Source organism: Streptomyces sp. NBC_01426 (genome assembly GCF_036231985.1).
Lineage (GTDB): Bacteria > Actinomycetota > Actinomycetes > Streptomycetales > Streptomycetaceae > Streptomyces.
Window position 1 is genome coordinate 695548 of record NZ_CP109500.1, and the last position, 18684, is coordinate 714231.

The 18684-nt window shown below is 72.1% G+C and carries 20 protein-coding genes; 4 read left to right on the forward strand and 16 right to left on the reverse strand.

From position 1 onward, the window contains the following. Window positions 1–167: 167 nt before the first annotated feature. Window positions 168–1799, forward strand: coding sequence for an FAD-dependent oxidoreductase (locus OG906_RS03390; protein WP_329447914.1), 1632 nt, complete (start codon window positions 168–170; stop codon window positions 1797–1799). 21 nt (window positions 1800–1820) lie between these two features. Here OG906_RS03390 and OG906_RS03395 read toward each other — a convergent pair whose 3' ends face one another. Continuing rightward, window positions 1821–2036, reverse strand: coding sequence for an acyl-CoA carboxylase subunit epsilon (locus tag OG906_RS03395; protein WP_329439823.1), 216 nt, complete (start codon window positions 2034–2036; stop codon window positions 1821–1823). A gap of 164 nt (window positions 2037–2200) precedes the next feature. Further along, complete coding sequence (locus OG906_RS03400; RefSeq protein ID WP_329439826.1) at window positions 2201–3727, reverse strand: MFS transporter; 1527 nt, start codon at window positions 3725–3727, stop codon at window positions 2201–2203. A gap of 156 nt (window positions 3728–3883) precedes the next feature. On the opposite strand from OG906_RS03400, the gene OG906_RS03405 reads away from it, so the two are divergent. From OG906_RS03405 to OG906_RS03415, 3 genes are all read left to right on the forward strand, one after another. After that, on the forward strand, window positions 3884–5020 hold the full coding sequence (locus OG906_RS03405) for an AI-2E family transporter (RefSeq protein ID WP_329439828.1): 1137 nt from the start codon (window positions 3884–3886) through the stop codon (window positions 5018–5020). Between the two features lie 128 nt (window positions 5021–5148). Beyond that, window positions 5149–5712, forward strand: coding sequence for a DoxX family protein (locus tag OG906_RS03410; RefSeq protein WP_267795836.1), 564 nt, complete (start codon window positions 5149–5151; stop codon window positions 5710–5712). 100 nt (window positions 5713–5812) lie between these two features. Further along, the gene (locus OG906_RS03415) at window positions 5813–5944 is read left to right on the forward strand and encodes a hypothetical protein (RefSeq protein ID WP_329439831.1); all 132 of its coding nucleotides are present in this window, start codon (window positions 5813–5815) and stop codon (window positions 5942–5944) included. A gap of 79 nt (window positions 5945–6023) precedes the next feature. Here the strand turns inward: OG906_RS03415 and OG906_RS03420 are convergent, their stop codons facing one another. From OG906_RS03420 to OG906_RS03480, 14 genes are all read right to left on the reverse strand, one after another. Then, on the reverse strand, window positions 6024–6395 hold the full coding sequence (locus OG906_RS03420) for a low affinity iron permease family protein (RefSeq protein WP_329439833.1): 372 nt from the start codon (window positions 6393–6395) through the stop codon (window positions 6024–6026). Window positions 6396–6449: 54 nt separating this feature from the next. After that, entirely contained in the window at window positions 6450–7439 is a 990-nt protein-coding gene (gene hypE / locus OG906_RS03425; RefSeq protein WP_329447915.1) for a hydrogenase expression/formation protein HypE, read from the reverse strand. A 67-nt stretch (window positions 7440–7506) separates the two neighbouring features. Then, complete coding sequence (hypD, locus tag OG906_RS03430) at window positions 7507–8661, reverse strand: hydrogenase formation protein HypD (RefSeq protein ID WP_329439835.1); 1155 nt, start codon at window positions 8659–8661, stop codon at window positions 7507–7509. After that, a complete protein-coding gene (locus OG906_RS03435) occupies window positions 8658–9035 on the reverse strand; it encodes a HypC/HybG/HupF family hydrogenase formation chaperone (protein ID WP_329439836.1) in 378 nt (125 codons plus the stop codon). Before OG906_RS03435 ends, hypD begins: the two co-directional genes overlap by 4 nt. Then, a complete protein-coding gene (hypF, locus tag OG906_RS03440; RefSeq protein WP_329439838.1) occupies window positions 9004–11445 on the reverse strand; it encodes a carbamoyltransferase HypF in 2442 nt (813 codons plus the stop codon). Before hypF ends, OG906_RS03435 begins: the two co-directional genes overlap by 32 nt. Beyond that, window positions 11445–12281, reverse strand: coding sequence for a hydrogenase nickel incorporation protein HypB (gene hypB, locus OG906_RS03445; protein WP_329439840.1), 837 nt, complete (start codon window positions 12279–12281; stop codon window positions 11445–11447). Before hypB ends, hypF begins: the two co-directional genes overlap by 1 nt. A gap of 3 nt (window positions 12282–12284) precedes the next feature. Beyond that, window positions 12285–12692, reverse strand: coding sequence for a hydrogenase maturation nickel metallochaperone HypA (gene hypA / locus OG906_RS03450; protein WP_329439841.1), 408 nt, complete (start codon window positions 12690–12692; stop codon window positions 12285–12287). A gap of 126 nt (window positions 12693–12818) precedes the next feature. Next, window positions 12819–12923, reverse strand: coding sequence for a DUF6893 family small protein (locus OG906_RS43575; protein WP_371591520.1), 105 nt, complete (start codon window positions 12921–12923; stop codon window positions 12819–12821). Then, window positions 12920–13429 carry a hydrogenase maturation protease gene (locus OG906_RS03455; RefSeq protein ID WP_267795845.1) on the reverse strand — a complete coding sequence of 170 codons (510 nt, stop codon included), beginning with the start codon at window positions 13427–13429 and terminating at the stop codon, window positions 12920–12922. The genes OG906_RS43575 and OG906_RS03455 overlap by 4 nt, the downstream gene beginning before the upstream one ends. Then, window positions 13426–14931: a hypothetical protein gene (locus tag OG906_RS03460; protein WP_329439844.1), complete on the reverse strand. Its 1506-nt coding sequence runs from the start codon at window positions 14929–14931 to the stop codon at window positions 13426–13428. The genes OG906_RS03455 and OG906_RS03460 overlap by 4 nt, the downstream gene beginning before the upstream one ends. Continuing rightward, window positions 14928–15650 (reverse strand): DUF6084 family protein, encoded by a 723-nt coding sequence (locus OG906_RS03465; protein ID WP_329439846.1) that lies wholly within the window; start codon window positions 15648–15650, stop codon window positions 14928–14930. The genes OG906_RS03460 and OG906_RS03465 overlap by 4 nt, the downstream gene beginning before the upstream one ends. Further along, window positions 15647–16315, reverse strand: a complete 669-nt coding sequence (locus OG906_RS03470; protein ID WP_329439848.1) for a DUF5947 family protein — start codon at window positions 16313–16315, stop codon at window positions 15647–15649. The genes OG906_RS03465 and OG906_RS03470 overlap by 4 nt, the downstream gene beginning before the upstream one ends. After that, window positions 16312–16833, reverse strand: a complete 522-nt coding sequence (locus tag OG906_RS03475; protein ID WP_329439850.1) for a hypothetical protein — start codon at window positions 16831–16833, stop codon at window positions 16312–16314. Before OG906_RS03475 ends, OG906_RS03470 begins: the two co-directional genes overlap by 4 nt. After that, window positions 16830–18614: a nickel-dependent hydrogenase large subunit gene (locus OG906_RS03480; protein WP_266953004.1), complete on the reverse strand. Its 1785-nt coding sequence runs from the start codon at window positions 18612–18614 to the stop codon at window positions 16830–16832. The genes OG906_RS03475 and OG906_RS03480 overlap by 4 nt, the downstream gene beginning before the upstream one ends. Window positions 18615–18684 lie beyond the last annotated feature (70 nt).

Genomic DNA, 18684 nt, shown 5'->3' on the forward strand with positions numbered 1-18684 from the left:
AGAGGGGCATATGCGTGGATCCGCTGTCGCTCATCGTCATCCAGCAGTGGGCAGAACGCCAGATCTCAGGATCGTCCGGGTGAGAAGTGGCGAATCGCCCGGGCCTGCCGGCTGATCGGGGCATAAGAAAGTGCACCGCCCCGCACAGAAACAGGAGCCCTCAGTTGATCGAAGACAAAGTCGACGTCCGTGTACCGGTCCTTGTGGTGGGCGGCTCACTCGTGGGCCTGTCCACCTCCCTGTTCCTGAGCCGTCACGGCGTCAGGCACATGGTGGTCGAGAAGCACGCCGGTACGTCCGTCCACCCGCGCGGCCGTGGCATCAACGCACGCACGATGGAGCTCTTCCGGACGGCTCAGGCCGAGCCGGCGATCCGCAGCGCGGCGGCCGTGCTGGAGGAGAACCACGGCATCCTGCAAGCCCAGTCCCTGGTCGGGGGCGAGTTCAACTGGCTGATCAAGGGCGTTGACCCGTCCAGGGCACTCGCCCGCTTCAGCCCCACCGGCTGGTGCCTGTGCAGCCAGAACAACATCGAGCCGGAGCTGGCCAAGCAGAGCCGCGCACAGGGCGCGGACGTGCGGTTCTCCACCGAGCTGATGAGCTTCGACCAGGACGAGGAAGGCGTCACCGCCCTGGTGAAGGACCGGGAGACGGGCGAGCACCTCACCGTGCGCGCCGACTTCCTCATCGCCGCGGACGGCCCGCGCAGTCCCGTGCGCGAGGCGCTGCGCATCCCCCAGACGGGCAGCGGTGAACTGTTCCACAACGTGAGCATCACGTTCCGTTCCGAGCAGCTCATCGAGGTCCTCGGGGACGTCCGGTTCATCGTGTGCTACCTGATGCGCCCGGGCGCGGACGGGGCCCTGCTGCCGGTCGACAACGAGACCCAGTGGGTCTTCCACGCCCCCTGGCACCCCGAGAACGGGGAGACACTGGAGGACTTCACGGACGAACGCTGCGCGCGCCAGATCCGCGCGGCGGTCGGCGTGCCCGACCTGGACGTGGAGATCGGCGGCCGGGCCCCCTGGCACGCGGCCGAACGGGTGGCGGAGTGGTACTCCTCGGGCCGGGCCTTCCTGGTCGGCGACGCGGCCCACGAGATGTCCCCGACCGGGGCGTTCGGTTCGAACACCGGTATCCAGGACGCGCACAACCTCGCCTGGAAGATCGCGGCGGTGCTCCAGGGAGCGGCCGGCCAGGAACTGCTCGACACGTACGAGGCCGAGCGGCTGCCGGTGGCCCGGGCCACGAGCCTGCGGGCCTCGGCGCGTTCCGCGGAACACAGCCACCCGGGGTACACCCCGCCGCCGACCATGGGCGGGGGCCCCGGCAGCGGGGTCCTGACCACGGCGATGGGCTACTGCTACCCGCAGGGCGCGGTCGTCGGCGGTGACCCGGGCCGGCCGATCATCCCCGAGGCGTTGCGCCTGAAGGGTGACGTGGGCACCAGGGCCCCGCACATGTGGGTGACCAGGGCCGGGGAGCGCATCTCGCTGCTCGACCTGTACGAGCGGTCCTTCGTGCTGCTGAGCGCGGCGGGAACCCCGTGGCGGGCGGCGGCGGCGCAGGTGGCCGAGCAGCTGTCCGCGCGCCTGGCCGGGTACACGATCGGCTCCGCGGCCGACGCCGACCTGGTCCAGCCGGCCGACGCCGACTGGACGGAGGTCCACGAGATCGGCGCCGGGGGCGCGGTGCTCGTGCGGCCTGACGGGTTCGTGGCCTGGCGCTGCGAGGACGCGGTCGCCGACCCCCAGGAGGCGCTCCTGACGGCCATGATGACCGTCCTCAGGCGGGACTGAGGTCCGTGCGGCCTGCCGGTGTCACCGGCAGGCCCAGCACCCCGCCCAGCATCCGTGCCCTCCGGGGCGCGGATGCCGGCGGTGGTGCCTCGTCTCCTGAGGGGGGCTCGCCGCCCGGGACAGGCGCCCGGCGAGGCAGGCGACCACGACGGCGATCGCTGCCAGTTCCTCGGGTTCGGCGGAGCCTCGGTGGACGCGCAGCAGGCTGGACACGGAAGCGTCTTCCGGCATCGGCATGCCCTCCCGTCAGGAGAGTTCGCCCTTCGGGGCACCAGGCCCCCTGATGCCGACGACGCTACGAGCACGGCGCGGACCTGTCGTGTTCGAAGGACTTGTCCACAGCCGTCCGGGTCACGCCCGGGCCGTGCGCCCGGGCGTGAGGTCCCGGCCGGGGACGACCGTCACCCGAGTGGGGTGCGGCTCTCCGCACGGTCCGTCGCCCGCGGCCCGCCCTCGGTACCGCCCTGCTCCCCGGTGGCGCGGGCGGAGAGGGGGGTGGCGATCGATTCGAGGGACTTGCCCTCCGCCGCCACCGCGAAGAAGACCGCGACCAAGCCGGCCGCCACCATCAGCGAGGCCCCGATGCAGAACGCGAGCACGGCGTCGGCGACCACTCCGCTGGAGGTGAGGTCCGCGAAGACCAGCGGACCCGAGATGCCGCCGGCGGCGGTGCCCACCGCGTAGAAGAAGGCGATCGCCATCGCCCGTGTCTCCATCGGGAAGATCTCGCTGACGGTCAGGTACGCCGAACTCGCCCCGGCGGAGGCGAAGAACAGCACCACGCACCAGCAGGCGGTCATCGTGAAGGCCGTGAGCATGCCGGCTCCGAAGAGCCAGGCGGTGCCGAAGAGCAGCAGGCCGGACAGGACGTAGGTGCCGGCGATCATCGGCCGGCGGCCGATGGTGTCGAAGAACCGGCCCAGGAACAGCGGTCCGAGGAAGTTGCCGAAGGCGATCACGGCGAAGTAGTAGCCGGTGACCGAGCTGGAGACGTCGAAGAACCGGACCAGGATGGTGCCGAAGCCGAAGGTGATCGCGTTGTAGAGGAACGCCTGGCCGATGAAGAGGGACAGGCCGAGCACGGCACGCCGCGGGTAGGACCGGAAGACGGTCCTGGCGATCTCCCCGAATCCGATGCTGCCGCGCTGCTCGATGGTGATGGCCTCCCCTGGTTCGGGGAGCGGGGCGCCCTTCTCGCGCTCCACCTGGCGTTCGACGTCGGCGACGAGTTTCTCCGCCTCCTCGCCCTGGCCGTGGATGAACATCCACCGGGGGCTTTCGGGCACGTGCCGGCGGACGAGCAGGATCACCAGGCCGAGGACGACGCCGAGCGCGAACGTGAGCCGCCAACCGAGCCAGGCCGGGAAGATGTCGGTGTCGAGCGCGAGGACGGACAGCAGTGCGCCGGCGACCGCGCCGAGCCAGAAGCTGCCGTTGATGATGAGGTCGACGCGCCCGCGGTACTTGCTGGGGATCAGCTCGTCGATCGCGGAGTTGATGGCCGCGTACTCGCCGCCGATGCCGAAACCGGTGAGGAAGCGGAAGACGAAGAACCACCAGGGCGAGAAGGACACGGCGGTGAGCGCGGTCGCCGCCAGGTAGACGCCGAGGGTGATCAGGAAGAGCTTCTTGCGGCCGAACAGGTCGGTGAGGCGTCCGAAGAACAGCGCCCCGGCGCAGGCCCCGGCCACGTACAGGGCCGCCGCGACACCGGTGACCTGGGCGTCCGTGATGCTGAGGCCGCTGCCGTCCTCGGAGAGCCGACCGGCGATGTTGCCGACGATCGTGACTTCCAGGCCGTCGAGGATCCACACGGTCCCCAGCCCGATCACGATCATCCAGTGCCACCGCGACCACGGCAGCCGGTCCAGTCTCGCGGGGACGCTGGTCGTGATCGTCCCCTGGTTCCCACCCGTGAGCTCAGCCATGACGCACCGTCTGCCCGACCTCCCTCACGGACAAACGCCCGCGGGTGAAACGGGGGTATCCGCCGGTTCGTTCGGGCGAATGTGACGTCGCGCCCGCAGGGGACGCGGCGTGCCGTGGAACCTGTCGAGGAACACTTCCGGAGGTGGGGCACTGCCATGACCAGGCGATCCGCGGCGCGGTCGGCACCCCGGCCGGCCCGCCCGCGCGCGACCGGCCGCCCCCGGCGTCCGCGACCTCCGCTGCCGGCGGGCACGCCCCACGTCTCGCCGCTGCTGCGCACGGTCGCCGCGTACTCCTGGCGGCTGCTGGCCGTGGGGGCCGTGACGTACGCGGTGTTCGCGGTCCTGGGCCGGTTCCACGAGGTCGGCGTGGCCGTCTTCCTCGGCCTCGTGGTCACCGCCGTGCTCCGTCCCCTGACGGGCCTCCTGGCCCGGTGGATGCCCCGCCCGCTCGCCGTCGCGTGCGCCCTGGTCGGCAGCATCCTGCTGTTGCTCGGCGCGTTCGCGTTCGTCGGCGAGACGATCGCCTCCGAGTGGACCAATCTGCTCGCGGAGTTCAAGGACGGCCTGGGTCGGATCCAGCGTTGGCTGGAGCAGCCGCCGCTGCGCCTGGACCCGCACGCCCTGGACGACTTGCAGGCGCGCATCACCTCCTACCTGTCGAGCCACCGGTCGACCCTGCTGAGCACCGCGGTCAGTGGCGCCGGCCGGCTCGTGGAGATCTTCACCGTGATCGCCCTGGCGCTGTTCTGCTCGGTCTTCTTCATCCACTCGGGCGATCGACAGTGGGCCTGGTTCTGCACGCAGCTCCCGCCGACCGCGGCGGACCGGGTGGCGACCGCCGGACGGGCGGCGTGGCGGACGTTCACCGGCTACACCCACGGCATCCTGCTCGTCGCCGGGACGAACGCCATCCTCGTCGGCGTCGCGCTGTTCGCGTTGGGAGTGCCGCTGGCCGTGCCCCTCGCCCTGTTGGAGTTCTTCGCCGCGTTCATCCCGCTGATCGGTTCCCCGGTCGCCCTCGCGGTGGCCGCCGTCGTCGCCCTGGCCGCGAAGGGGCCGCTGGTGGCGTGCCTGGTGGTCGCGCTGATCGTGGTCATCGGGCAGATCGAGGGCCATCTGCTGCATCCGCTCGTGATGAGTTGGGCGGTGCGGCTGCATCCGGTGGTCGTCGCCCTGTCGGTGGTGGCCGGCGCCATCGCCGCGGGCGTCGTCGGCGCGGTGGTCGCGGTGCCCCTGGTGTCGGTGGCCTGGGCCGTCCGGCAATCACTGCGGCCGCCCGCCCCCGTGTGAGGCCGGGACCCCTTCCGGCGTACGCATCGGGTGCGCGGGCCCCGTGCCACCGTCAAGCTGGGACCCGGTACGACCGATCCCGAACGCTCCCCCTCACACCCTCACGCCCACGGAAAGGCCTCGGCCCCATGGACATCCACCGCCGCAAGGACCTCGGACTGCTCGCCCTGCGACTGGGGGCGGGCGGGGTGCTGATGGCACACGGCACGCAGAAGCTCTTCGGCTGGTTCGGCGGTGGCGGCCTCGACGGCACCGCGAAGGCCATGGAACACATGGGCTTCGCCCCCGGCCGGCCGAGCGCGCTCGCGGCGGGGCTCGGCGAGGCGGGCGGTGGCGCCCTGTTGGCGCTCGGGCTCGCGACCCCGGCGGCGGGCGCCGCCGCGGCGGGCGCGATGGCGGGCGCCGTGTCGGTGCACGCGCCGGCGGGGTTCTTCGCGCAGGGCGGGGGCTTCGAGTACCCGGCCTTCCTCGGCTACGTGGCGGCCGGACTGGGACTCGCCGGGCCGGGCCGCTACTCCGTCGACCACTTCACCCGGCACCGGCTCGACCGGCCGGCCGTGCTGGCGCTGGCGTTCGCGCTCAGCGCGGCAGCGGCGACCGTCGTCGTCGGTCGCCGCAACGCCGCCCTGGCCGCCGCGGCGGCCCCCGACTCCGCCTCGGGCGAGGACCCGCTCTCGGGCGTCGACGCCTGAGGTCTTTCCTTCGGAAGCCGACTGAACGCCGGTCCTGAGCGGAGGCGTCGTCGTAGGGTGAGAGGCAGCCCAAGGAGGCCGAAGGCCGAGGGAGCCACGTATGCCGCGGTACCTGATCTCGTTCGACGACGGCGCGATGGCCTTCCCCGACGAGGACCTGCCCGCGCTGGTCGAGGCCTCGCACAGGGTGGTGCGGGAGGCTCGGGAGATCATGCCCCACTCGACCGACTGAGCGAAGGCCGACTGAGCGAAGGCGGCCCTTCCCGCCCGGCGGCCGGGAGGGCCGCCTACGCGTGGCGACCGGACCGGCCCTACTGGCGCTCCTCGATGCCGATCGCCTTCTCCAGCTCCTCGTGCGCCGTGCCCGGCCTGCCCGAGTGCTGTTCCAGCAGCGCGGCGGCGATGGCGTCCAGCTTGCGCTGGATGGCGTGCTCGGCCCGCCGTTCGGAGTTCTTGAGCAGGGCCAGCAGGAGCAGGGCGACGGAGGCCACGGCGTCGCCCGCGAGGTGTTGCCAGCTCGTGGACAGGTGCAGGACGTGCACGACCACGACGTTGGCCACCAGGGCCACGCACACCACGAAGAAGGCCGCCGAACTCGTGAAGTTGGAGGCCAGCTCGGCCAGCTTCTCGAACGGGCCGACGTGGCCGTCCTCGTTCTTCTCGGCGGGATGTTCGAATGTCATGTCGAACATCATCCCTTCTTCCGGCGCGACGGGGGGACCGGGCCTCCCCCGGGATCAGCAGATCCGCGGCAGCTGCTCCCCCAGCGGCAGGTCCACCACGCGCGTCCCGCCCAGGCCCGTGCGGGCGACGACGAGACCGGGGTGGGACTCCACCGCCTCCCCGATCACCGCGGCGCGGCGTCCCAGCGGGTGGGCGCGCATCGCGTCGAGGACCGCTTCGGCGTGCTCGCGCGGTACGAACGCGACCAGCTTCCCCTCGTTCGCCACGTACAGGGGGTCGAGGCCGAGGATCGCACAGGCGTTGGCGACCGGGTCCGGGATCGGGACCTTGCCCTCCTGGAGGACCACACCGGTCCCGGAGGCGGCCGCGATCTCGTTGAGGGCGGCCGCGACCCCGCCCCGGGTGGGGTCGCGGAGCACGTGCAGGTCCGAGGTGACCGCGAGCATGGCCTCGACGAGGCCGCCGAGCGCCGCGCAGTCGCTCTCGATGTCCACCCCGAATTCCAGGCCCTCGCGCACGCTCATGATGGCCACGCCGTGCAGTCCGATCTCCCCGCTGACGATGACCACGTCGCCGGGCACGACGCGCTGTGCGCGCAGGTCCACCCCGTCCGGGATGAGGCCGATGCCGGCCGTGTTCACGTAGATGCCGTCGCCGTGGCCCGCCTCGACGACCTTGGTGTCGCCCGTGGCGATCTCGACGCCGGCGGTGCGGGCGGCCGCGCCCATGGACCGCGCCACCCGGGCCACCGCGGACATCTCGACGCCTTCTTCGAGGATGAATCCGCAGGACAGGTACGCGGCGCGGGCGCCGCTCATCGCCAGGTCGTTGACGGTGCCGTTGACGGCGAGGTCCCCGATGTCGCCACCGGGGAAGAACAGCGGCCGGACCACGTACGAGTCGGTGGAGAAGGCCAGTCGGGCGCCCCCGAGGGTGACCGCGGCGGCGTCGCCCATCTGGGCCAGCACCTCACCGCCGAACGCCGGGGCGAAGAGGTGTTGCACCAGTTCGGCGGAGAGGGCGCCGCCGCCGCCGTGGCCCATCACCACGCGGGGGCGGTCCCGCAGGGGGGCCGGGCAGGTCCAGCCGGCGACGTCGAGGGTGGTGGTCTCAGGCAACGGGGCTCGCCTCCAGCGGTGTGGTCCGTGCTGTGGGGTCGGCGCCGCGCACCGGGGCGAGGTCGAGGCGCCGGTAGAGGTAGTACGCGGCGCAGGCGCCCTCGCTGGACACCATGGTGGCGCCGAGGGGGTTGCGCGGGGTACAGGTGGTGCCGAAGGCCTCGCACTGGTTCGGCTTGATGAGGCCCTGGAGGACCTCGCCGCTGCGGCACTCCGCGGGCTCGCGGGTGGTGATGCCGGTGACGGAGAAGCGGTGTTCGGCGTCGTGGTCCCGGTAGCGCTCGGACAGCCGCCAGCCGCTGTCGGGGATGACGCCGATGCCGCGCCAGGCGCGGTCGGTGACCTCGAAGACGTCCTCCAGCATGGCGATGGCCGCCGGGTTGCCCTCGGGGCGGACCGCGCGCGCGTAGGCGTTGTCCACGGTGTGTTCGCCGCGTTCGAGCTGGCGCACGGCGCGCCGTACGCCTTCGAGGATGTCCAGCGGCTCGAAGCCCGTGACCACGATCGGAACCTGGTGTCTGGCAGCCAGCTCGGGGTACTCCCCCATGCCCATCACGCTGCACACGTGCCCGGCGGCCAGGAAGCCCTGGACGCGGCAGCTCGGCGACTGCATGATCGCCTCGATGGCCGGGGGGACGCGCACGTGGGAGACGAGCAGGCTGAAGTTGCGGATGCCGAGCTTGCGGGCCTGGTGGACCGTCATGGCGTTGGGCGGGGCCGTGGTCTCGAAGCCGATCCCGAAGAAGACGACTTCCTTGCCCGGGTTCTGCCGGGCGATCTTCAGTGCGTCGAGCGGGGAGTAGACGACGCGTACGTCGCCGCCCTCGCTGCGGACCTGGAAGAGGTCGCGGCCGGTCCCGGGGACGCGGAGCATGTCCCCGAACGAGCAGAAGATCACGTCGGGCCGGGAGGCGATCTCCAGGGCCTTGTCGATGACCTCCAGCGGGGTGACGCACACCGGACAGCCGGGGCCGTGAATCAACTCCACCTGTTCGGGAAGGAGTTGGTCGATCCCGTGCCGGATGATGGTGTGGGTCTGGCCTCCGCACACCTCCATCAGCGCCCAGGGGCGGGTGACGGTGGCGTGGATGTCGTCCAGGAGTCGGCGGGCGAGCTCGGGGTCCTGGAACTCCTCGATGTACTTCACTGCTGCCGCGCCTCCCGCGATGCGTGCCCACCGTCGACCGGTCCCACGACCGCCGGGTCGGCGACGGTGTCCGACTCGTCGTCCTCGAACGGCCAGGGCGCTCCGCCCGCCTCTGCCGCCTGCTCCCAGGGGTCGCCGAACTCCTCTTGCAACATGCCGAGTTGGGCGAAAAGTTCCAAGGTCTGCTTGGCCGACTCCTCGTCCAGGCGCTGGAGCGCGAAACCGACGTGGACGATGGCGTACTCGCCCACCTGGAGGTCCGGCAGGTACTCCAGGCACACTTCCTTGACCACTCCGCCGAAGTCGACGGTGGCCATGCGGGTGCCGTTCTCCTCCGCGATCTCAACCACTCTGCCGGGTACCGCCAGGCACATGGGCTTCTCCTCGCTGTGGGTGTTCGGTGGTGCGGGCCGCCGCCACCATGAGTTGCCCGAGGGCCAGTCCCCCGTCGTTCGGGGGCACTCGGTGGTGGCGCAGTACCGTGAAGCCGTGCCCCCGCAGTGCCTCGGCGCAGGCCGAGGAGAGGAGGGTGTTGGCGAACACCCCGCCGGTGAGGGCGACGGTGTCCAGGCCGTGCCGCTCCCGGGCGGCGACGCAGACCTCGGCCACCAGGTCCGTGACGGCGCGGTGGAAGCGCGCGCCGATCAGCGAAGCCGGTGTTCCCGCGCGCACGTCCGCCACCACGGCCGCGAGCACGGGCGCCGGGTCGACGGTCATCGGGGGATCGGGGTGAGCGGCGGCATCGGGGTGGACCCGGGCGTCGGCAACGGCGCCGGCCTGGGGGACGGCGGGCCGCAGGGCGAAGGCGTACCCCTCGTCCGCGACGCCGGCCTCCCGGGCCGTGCGCGCCGCCGCCTCCAGTTCGATCGCCGCCTGGGCCTCGTAGCCCGCGTGGTGACAGATGCCCGCCAGTGAGGAGACGGCGTCGAAGAGACGGCCCATGGAGGAGGTCGGCAGACAGTTGAGGTTGGTCCTGAACTGGGTTTCCAGGACGTGTAGTTCGTCCGGCGGGCAGGCCGCGACGCACGGCAGGTCCGGCGACCGGTCCAGGCCCGCCGCCCGCAGGTGGGACAGCGCCATGCGGTACGGGCGCCGTACGGCGGCGTCGCCGCCGGGCAGCGGGACGTACGCGAGGTGCGCGAACCGGGTGTGACCGGCGTAGTCGGCGAGGAGGAACTCCCCGCCCCACACGGCCCCGTCGTCTCCGTGGCCCGTGCCGTCGAACGCGACGCCGATCACCCGGCGGTCCGCGCCCAGACCGTGTTCGGCCATGGCGGCGGCGACGTGCGCGTGGTGGTGCTGGACCCGGATCACGGGCCGGTCCGCGGCGTTGCGGGCGGCCCAGTGCGCCGAGCGGTAGCCGGGGTGCCGGTCGGCCGCGAGCAGGGCGGGTGTGACGCCGGTGATGCCCTCCAGTTGGCGCACCGCGCCGGCGAAGGCGTCCTGGGTGGCGAGGTCGTCCATGTCGCCGATGTGGGCGGACAGCCAGGCCCGCCGGCCCTCGCCGAGGCAGAAGGTGTTCTTCAGGTCTCCCCCGACGGCCAGCGTCGCGGGGACCGGGAGCGGGAGGTCCAGGGGCAGGGGTGCGTGCCCGCGCGAGCGCCGCACGATCAGCGGCTCCCCGTCCAGGACCCGCACCACCGAGTCGTCGCACGGGACGTGGATGGGGCGGTCGTGGGTGAGCCAGGCGTCGGCCAGCCGGCCGAGCCGTTCCAGGGCCTCGGCGTCGTCGGTCACGATCGGCTCACCGGCCAGGTTGCCGCTGGTCATGACGAGCAGGCGGGGGCCGGGAGGGTCACCGGGGAGCCCGAGCAGCAGGTGGTGCAGCGGCGTGTAGGGCAGCATCACGCCGAGGTCCGGGTTGCCCGGGGCGACGCCGACGAGTTCGGCGGCGGCGGGGCGTCGGCGCAGCAGCACGATGGGACGTACGGCGCCGGTGAGCAGGCTCCGTTCCCGCGGGCCGATGTGGACGTGGGCCTCGACGTCGTCGAGGTCGCGGGCCATCAGGGCGAAGGGCTTGTCGCCCCGGCCCTTGCGGCGGCGCAGTTCGGCCACCGCCGCGGGTCGCGTCGCGTCGCAGGCGAGGTGGTATCCGCCCAGTCCCTTGACCGCGAGGATCGCCCCGTCGGCCAGGAGCCGGCGCGCGGCGGCCACCGGGTCCGCGGCCGCCGGTTCGTCGGCGGCGGGTTCGCGGGGCGGTGTGCCGACGAGGAGCCGCAACCGGGGCCCGCAGGCGGGGCAGGCGACGGGCTGGGCGTGGAACCGGCGGTCGGCGGGGTCCGTGTACTCCCGAGCGCAGTCCGGGCACATCGGGAAGCGGGCCATCGTGGTGTGCGCCCGGTCGTACGGCAGGCCGGTGACGATCGTGAACCGGGGTCCGCAGTGCGTGCAGGTGATGAAGGGGTGGCGGTGTCGTCGGTCGGTCGGATCGGCCAGCTCCGCGAGGCAGTCCGCGCAGGTCGCCACGTCGGGCGAGACCAGCGTGCGGGCGGGACCGCCGCCCCTGGAGGCGACGATGGTGAAGCCGGTGCCGCCCGCGACGGGTACCTCGCAGTGGTCGACGGCGTCCACGACGGCCAACGGCGGGGCGCAGGCGGCGAGCCGCTCACAGAACTCCGAGACCGCCGCCGAGGCGCCCTCGACCTCGGCGACGACACCTTCCGGGGTGTTGGTGACGTGCCCGGCCAGGCCGAGCGCGATGGCCCGGGTGTAGACGTACGGACGGAATCCGACGCCCTGGACCACGCCCCGGACGACGACCCGTCGCCGTTGCACCGCTTCCATCAGCGGCTCTGCGTCGCTGCCGCGTCGGCGTGCCGATGCGGAGGCAGGTGACCGTGCTCGTGGTCCTGGTCGTGGTCGTGGCTGTGGTCGGCCCCGTGATCGTGGTCGTGGTCGTGCGCACCGTGGTGGTGGTCGAGGTGTCCCCCGTCCCGTCCCGCCATGACCGGCGCGTGGACCGTCGCGCCCGCCCCGACGGCGAGGGCCCGGTCCAGCAGGAGGCCCACGCCCTCGTTCGCGCGGGCGGACGTGAGGACCACCTCCACGCCCGGGTTGACCTGCTGCACATGGGCGCGGAAGGCGTCCTCGTCGAACTCGACGGCCTTCGCGATGTCGGTCTTGGTGACGATCACCAGGTGGGCGAGCCCGAAGGCGGTGGGGTACTTGAGCGGCTTGTCCTCGCCCTCGGTCACGGAGGCGAGGACGACCCGCAGGGACTCCCCGAGGTCGTAGGAGGCCGGGCAGACCAGGTTGCCGACGTTCTCCACGAACAGCAGCCGGGTGTCGTCGGGCATCCAGCCGTCCAGGTGTCGGCCCAGCATCCCGGCCTCCAGGTGGCACAGCCCGTCGGTGAGCACCTGCTTGACGGGGACGCCGGAACGGGCCAGCCGCACCGCGTCGTTCTCGGTGGCGAGGTCGGCGGTGAGGGCGGCGACGGCCACTCCCCGCTCACGGGCGAGCAGCAGCTCGCGTTCCAGCAATGCCGTCTTGCCGCTGCCCGGGCTGGAGAGCAGGTTGACGACCGTGGTGCCGCGGGCGGTGAGTTCGGCGCGCAGGGCCCGGGCGGCTTCGACGTTCTTGGCCAGCACCGCCTGCTTGAGGTCGACGACTCGGCACATGGTTCAGCGCTCCTCGGGGATCGGTTGGCGGTGTCGCGCGGGGGCGGAGGCGGGGTCGGGGCAGTCCTCCCAGTTCACGGAGAGGATCCGCAGCTCACGACCTGCGGTGAGTTCGACGTCCGTGGCCTTGCCGCATCCGGGACAACAGAGCTCGGGCGGCATGCCGACCGCCCAGTCGTCCGTACAGGAGTGGCAGCGCGCGCGGGCCGGCACGGGCTCGGTGACGAGCTCGGCTCCCTCCAGGACCGTTCCGGCACAGGCCAGTTCGAAACAGAAGGCGAGTGCGTCGGGTACCACTCCGGCCAGCTCGCCGACTTCGAGTCGGACCGAGGTCACCACGCGCGCCCCGCCGGCCTGGGCTGCTTCTTCCACCTGGCTCACCACGGCCATGGCGATCGACATCTCGTGCATCGGGGCTCCGTCCTGCCGGGGCTCATTAGACCGGCAGGCGGGGGATGACACCGGCGGGCACGCCGACGCGCCGCACGCCCCGTACGCCATTCGGGCGCCGGGGCGTGCGAGGGGGTGCGGGAGGTGTCACATCCTGCGCATGCGCAGATAACGCTTGATGTCGGGGGCGACCAGTACGGCCACCGTGAACAGGGCGGCCAGGGCCACGCCGCAGAGGACTTCCTTCTTCATGGGGTTCTCTCCTCCGTTGTCACCAGGTCTTCCCGGGCCAGTCCCACGAGCGTCCGCACGGCCTCCGGGACCGCGGCGGCCACGGGGCCGCTGAGGCCCATGCCCTCCTCCACGGAGGCGGGTTCGCAGCCGAGCACCAGCGTGCGTCGGGGCGGGGTGCCGCCCGTGCCCGCGCACAGGGTGCCGAGCAGCGCGAGGACCGCGTCGGGCGACATGTGGTGGCCGTCGAGCACGGCGCCGCCGATCGGGGCGCCGGCGCACTCGTCGACCTCGATGAGATACAGCGTGCCGGGCTCGCCGCCGCGCGCGGTGGCGTCCACCAGGACGAGGGTGTCGTAGCCGTCGAGCAGTTGGTAGGCGAGGTGGACGCCGCGCACACCGAAGTCCACCACCTCCACGTGGTCCGGCAGGTGGTGCGCGGACAGGGCGCGCACCACCTCGACACCGAATCCGTCGTCACCGAGGAACACGTTGCCGATCCCCGCGATCAGGGTCCCGCCGCTCACGTGTCCTCCAGGGGGCTCACGTCGTCCGAGGGTTCCGTCTCGTCCAGGGCGGTCACCTCGTCGGGTTGGAAGTAGAGGAAGCGGCCCTGTTCGCGCCGGATGTCGGCGCCGGGATCGCCGTCCACCGTGACGGCGAGGTGCACTCCCCCGTCCACGTCGTGCAGGACGGCCTCGATGCGGGCGGAGCGGCCGTGGAGGAACAGGTCCTGCGCGTCGCTGCGCCGCAGGCCCGGGCGCAGCAGCACGCGGCTGCCGGCGCCCACCGGGACGCCGTCCACGAGGACGGGCTCCCGGGCGGGGTCGACGGGGTCCGCGTGGGCGGGGTCCCACCAGGGGGTGTCGGGGCGGAACACGGCCTGGCTGTCGAAGGGTTCGAGACCGGTCGGGGCATCCACCGGGATGTCGGGGTCGGTGATCTCCCGCAGTCCCCGGACCGCGCCGTGCAGCCGCTCCAGGACCTCGGGCGGCATGGATTCGGCGAGGTCGATCACGGCGGCGGCCCTCGGGTCGGTGCCGCGTGCCTCGCGCTTCTCCTGATCGGTCAGGGCGGCGGTGCGCAGCGCGAGGATCTCGTCGATCTCGGTGGCGTCGTACATGGCGCCGATGCTCTCGGGGGCGATGCCGGGGTGGTCCTCCAGGATGATCGGGGAGGAGAGCACCACGTCGGCGCGGCCGGGCTCGCCGGCCAGCACGGGCCAGGTCTGCCGGTTGACGCAGTCGGCGACGGCGCCCTTGGCCCATTCGGGCGGGTCGGTCATCGACAGGAAGGAGCCCTTGTCGAGGCCGAGCAGGAGGTGCGCGGCGACCAGGGAACGGGGCAGCGCGGCGTCGCGGTCGGCCCCGCTCTCGTCGGGTGTCCACGGGCTGGTGTTCTCCACCACCGCGGTCAGCTTCCAGGCCCGGTAGGCGCAGTCGAGTTCGCTCGCCCGTAGTCGGACGACGGCGTCGATGTTCTCGGTGCGGCGCAGCAGCCGGCCGACGGTCCGGCCGTCCGCGTCGTGGACGTCCTCGGTCTCCTCGCGTGCGGGCCGGGTGACCGGGACCCGGACGCCCTCCCCCGCGAGGTCGGCCACGTCCACAGTCATCTCGACGCGTTCCTCGGTCCCCTCGTCCCAGGGGACGAGGACCCGGTCGTCGAGGTGCAGCTCCCTCACGTCGGTGAACGATCCGTCCGGTCGGGCCTGTTGGACGGTCCGCCGCTGGGCGTGCAGGAAGCGGAGCTCGACGGCGAGCGTCGCGTTCCCCTTCGGCTCCATCAGGATCTCGGTCTGTTGGAGGCAGTGCTCCTCGTGCGCGGGAGCCCAGGCGGGCGGCACGAGGACGCCGAACTGCCACCGCAACCGGTTCTTGGCCGCCGAGGCCCGGTAGGGGTAGAGCACGTACCCCTCGAAGAGCACGGCGTCGGCCACCTGTCGGGCGATCGCGAAGCGGGCTTCGAGCGCGGTCGTTCCCGCCGCGCCGGCCGTCGTGGTGGTGACGGTCGTTCCGGTGGTCGTGGTCATGGCGCGGCCGTCCTCTCCGCGGGGCGCGGCGGCAGGGCGCCCGCCCGGAAGCGTTCCTGCGGTGAGGGTTTCGCGTCCGGGGCGCCGGTGGGGAGCGCCGCCGCGTCCAGGAGGGCCCGTACGGTGGCCTCCCAGGAGGCGAGGGCGTGCCGGGAGCGGTAGGCGAGCAGTGCGTCCATGGTGTCGCGGGGCAGTCTGAGCCATCCGCAGCCGGGGAAGTGCTGCTCGATCATCTCCTGCCAGACCGCGACCGGCATGCGGTACGAGGCTTCGCGGTCCCACGGGACGGGCTCGACGTGGAAGCCGCCGGCGCCGGTGAACGCGGTGCCGGAGAACAACATGAGCAGGGGTGCCTCGCCGTCCTCCAGGGCGCCGAGGTAGCGGCTCGCCGCGATGTCCATGTCGTAGGTGCAGGGCACGACCAGGTCGATCTCGGTGGACCCGGTGAAGCTGGGCACCATGAGGGTGACCTGCGCGAACTGGACGGGCAGGAGGGTGTTGCCCCACCGGGAGCGTTCCCCGAACAGGTCGGCGAGGCCCTCGGCCTCGGTGGGTCCGTAGCCGCGTCGGGCCGGTTCGATCCGGATCTGGCAGCGCAGGGCGAGGGCGTGGATCCGAGTCTGTTCGGTGGCGGTGATGGCCAGCCGGAAGACGAGGGTGGGGCCGGCGGCGTACGGGTCGGCCCGTACGCCGGTGCAGGTGAAGCCGAACTCCGTCACGGCCGCACCTCCTTCGCCGGGGTCTTGGCGCGGCGCTCGACCTGTTCGAAGAAGGCCGCCAGGGCGGCGCGTGCCTCGGACCCGCCGTCGAAGCCCTGCCACAACAGGCGCATGCGGCCGACGAGTTCGTAACAGATGTCGATGGGCACCAGATAGCAGTCGGTCCGGCCCTCGGCGCGCCGCAGCAGGAGCGCCTCGACGTCCGGTTCGAGCAGTGCGGACAGGGGGTTGCCGCCGAGTGCGGTCTGCCAGGTGGCGGGGTCGAGTTCGCTCTCGGTGGCGCCGGCGGGGCTGGGGTACAGCGCGACGAGGCGGTCGAGTGCGGCGTTGCGGAAGAAGAACGCGACGCTGACCGGGATCTGGAGCTGTTCCCACACCCCGCCTTCGAGCGGATGGTCGGGGTCGGTGAGGTACCGGTTCGGGACGGCGCGGTAGCGTCCGGTCGCCGCGCCGGGCCGGTCGAACAGCAGGGCACAGGCCGTGCAGGCGCACGCCAGGGCGCGCTTCTCGATCTCGACCAGGTGACGGTGGCCGTCCTCGGCGACCGCGACCCCGCACAGTTCACAGGTCTCGGGACGGGGGGCGCGCGGCCCGGCGAACCGGCGCAGGCCGCGCGGTCCGCCGGTCCGTGCGGCGGGCGGTGCCCAGCCCTGTGACGCGCTCACGAAACCCGCGCCGGGCTGGTGTTCGGGCGGACGCCGATCTGCAGCAGCGGCTGCTGGGGCGCGGCCGCCTCCATCCGGACCTCGGTCACCTCGGGTGCGAAGGAGGCCAGCGCGTCCTCGACGGCCTGTCGACCGCCGTCGTCGCCGCCTCCGCAGCCGCAACCGGAACTCGGTGCGGAGCGCAGGCGCAGCACGCCCGTGCTCTCGTCGAAGCCGACCAGTTCCACCGGTTCCCGTACGGCCGCCAGGGCGCGGGCGATCCGGGTGTGCGCGTCCTCGGGGTGCAGGTCGTGCAGGGCCAGCAGCCCGGAGACGAGTTCGTCGTCGAGGAGCGTGGCGAGGGCCTCGTCGTCGAGGCGGGTGGTGATGCTCGCCAGCCCCGCGCCGTAGAGGTCCATGAGCACGCGCACCAGTTCCTCGGCCGCCGCGCACACCTCGCGGTCGCCGGTGGCCGCGAGCCGGTCGAGGACCTCCTCGACGCGCAGGCCCGCCCGGCGGGCGTCGGTGGGGGCGCTCATCCGCCCAGTCCGCTCAGCCCGGTGGGGACGTGCATCTGCTTGATCGTCTTGCCGCCGCCGACGTACATGTGGACGCCGCACGGCAGACAGGGGTCGAAGCTGCGCACGGCACGCATGATGTCGATGCCCTTGAAGTTCTCCGGGGTGTTCTCCTCGAAGATGGGCGTGTTCTGCACGGCGTCCTCGTACGGTCCGGGGGTGCCGTAGGTGTCGCGGGTGCTGGCGTTCCACGGGGTCGGCGGGTAGGGGTGGTAGTTGGCGATCTTGCCGTCGCGGATCACCATGTGGTGCGAGAGGACGCCGCGCACGGCCTCGGTGAAGCCGACGCCCAGGCCCTCGTCGGGGACCTCGAACTTCTCCCAGGTCTGGGTGCGTCCGGCGCGGACCTCGGCGAGGCCCTTCTCGGCGCAGTGCAGCGCGATGGCCGCGGCGTACGCCTGGAAGTACGTGCGGGCGCGGTTGCGCTCCAGCGCGTTGCTCCACTTCGGGATCTTCCACTCGAAGCGGGTCTCGGGCTTGGTCATGGTGCGCGGCAGGGTGATGACCACGCTGTGGCCGGTGGCCTGGACGTAGTCGGTGTTCACCAGGCCGGACAGGGCGGTGGACCACAGGCGGGCGAGGGGGCCGCCGCCGGTGTCGAGGGGGAGGTGGTCCTTGCCGTCGAACCAGCGGGGGGACATCACCCAGCTGTACTTGTCGTCGAAGTCGCGCTTCTGCGGCGCGGGAATGGTGTGTTGGTTCCAGGGGTGGCGGGCGTCGACCGGGTTGCCGAGCGGGTCGTGGGTGACGAACTTCTCCTGGCCCTGCCAGTCGTCGTAGTACGAGCTGCCGAGCAGGATGCGGATGCCGAGGTTGATCTCGGTGAGGTCGTTGGTGACCAGTTTGCCGTCCACGACGACGCCCGGGGTGACGAACATCTTCCGTCCCCAGTCGGTCATGTTGGCGTACGTGAAGTCGCAGTGCTCGGGGTCGTTGAGCGCGCCCCAGCAGCCCAGCAGCACGCGCCGGCGGCCGACTTCCTCGTAGCCGGGGAGGGCTTCGTAGAAGAAGTCGAACAGGTCGTCGTGGAGCGGGACGACGCGCTTCATGAACTCGCAGTACCGCATGAGGCGGCTCATGTAGTCCGTGAAGAGCTGGACGGAGGCGATGGTGCCGACGCCGCCCGGGTAGAGGGTGGAGGGGTGCACGTGGCGCCCTTCCATCAGGCAGAACATCTCGCGCGTGTACCGGCTGACCTGGAGGGCCTCGCGGTAGAACTCGCCCTCCAGGGGGTTGAGGGAGCGCATGATGTCGGCGATGGTCTTGAAGCCGTGTTCCCCGGCGTGCGGGGCGGGCGTGCGCTCGGCCAGCTCCAGGACGCCGGGGTTGGTCTCGCGGACCATCTTCTCGCAGTAGTCGACCCCGACCAGGTTCTCCTGGAAGATGTTGTGGTCGAACATGTACTCTGCGGCCTCGCCGAGGTTGATGATCCACTCGGCGAGGTGGGGCGGCTTCACCCCGTAGGCCATGTTCTGCGCGTACACGGAACACGTGGCGTGGTTGTCGCCGCAGATCCCGCAGATGCGGCTGGTGATGAAGTGCGCGTCGCGGGGGTCCTTGCCGCGCATGAAGACGCTGTAGCCGCGGAAGACCGACGAGGTGCTGTAGCACTCCGCCACGCGCTTCTGCTTGAAGTCGATCTTCGTGTGGATGCCGAGGCTGCCCACGATCCGGGTGATCGGATCCCAGGACATCTCCACCAGGCCGCTGCCGTCTCCGGCCGCCTTCGTCTTCGGTGCCATCGTGTCTGCCGTGACCCTTCTTGGGTGGGGGTACTGAGGGTTCTCGCGGGTGCTGAGGGTTCTCGCGGGG

Excerpts from the sequence above, each read along its gene's own strand:
- hypA (WP_329439841.1), bottom strand. The coding sequence starts at position 12,692 with ATGCACGAGATGTCGATCGCCATGGCCGTGGTGAGCCAGGTGGAAGAA.
- hypB (WP_329439840.1), bottom strand. The coding sequence starts at position 12,281 with ATGTGCCGAGTCGTCGACCTCAAGCAGGCGGTGCTGGCCAAGAACGTC.
- OG906_RS03400 (WP_329439826.1), bottom strand. The coding sequence starts at position 3,727 with ATGGCTGAGCTCACGGGTGGGAACCAGGGGACGATCACGACCAGCGTC.
- OG906_RS03460 (WP_329439844.1), bottom strand. The coding sequence starts at position 14,931 with ATGACCACGACCACCGGAACGACCGTCACCACCACGACGGCCGGCGCG.
- OG906_RS43575 (WP_371591520.1), bottom strand. The coding sequence starts at position 12,923 with ATGAAGAAGGAAGTCCTCTGCGGCGTGGCCCTGGCCGCCCTGTTCACG.
- hypE (WP_329447915.1), bottom strand. The coding sequence starts at position 7,439 with ATGGGCCACGGCGGCGGCGGCGCCCTCTCCGCCGAACTGGTGCAACAC.
- OG906_RS03420 (WP_329439833.1), bottom strand. The coding sequence starts at position 6,395 with ATGACATTCGAACATCCCGCCGAGAAGAACGAGGACGGCCACGTCGGC.
- OG906_RS03480 (WP_266953004.1), bottom strand. The coding sequence starts at position 18,614 with ATGGCACCGAAGACGAAGGCGGCCGGAGACGGCAGCGGCCTGGTGGAG.
- OG906_RS03475 (WP_329439850.1), bottom strand. The coding sequence starts at position 16,833 with ATGAGCGCCCCCACCGACGCCCGCCGGGCGGGCCTGCGCGTCGAGGAG.
- OG906_RS03435 (WP_329439836.1), bottom strand. The coding sequence starts at position 9,035 with ATGTGCCTGGCGGTACCCGGCAGAGTGGTTGAGATCGCGGAGGAGAAC.
- hypF (WP_329439838.1), bottom strand. The coding sequence starts at position 11,445 with ATGGAAGCGGTGCAACGGCGACGGGTCGTCGTCCGGGGCGTGGTCCAG.
- OG906_RS03395 (WP_329439823.1), bottom strand. The coding sequence starts at position 2,036 with ATGCCGATGCCGGAAGACGCTTCCGTGTCCAGCCTGCTGCGCGTCCAC.
- OG906_RS03415 (WP_329439831.1), top strand. The coding sequence starts at position 5,813 with ATGCCGCGGTACCTGATCTCGTTCGACGACGGCGCGATGGCCTTCCCC.
- OG906_RS03410 (WP_267795836.1), top strand. The coding sequence starts at position 5,149 with ATGGACATCCACCGCCGCAAGGACCTCGGACTGCTCGCCCTGCGACTG.
- OG906_RS03405 (WP_329439828.1), top strand. The coding sequence starts at position 3,884 with ATGACCAGGCGATCCGCGGCGCGGTCGGCACCCCGGCCGGCCCGCCCG.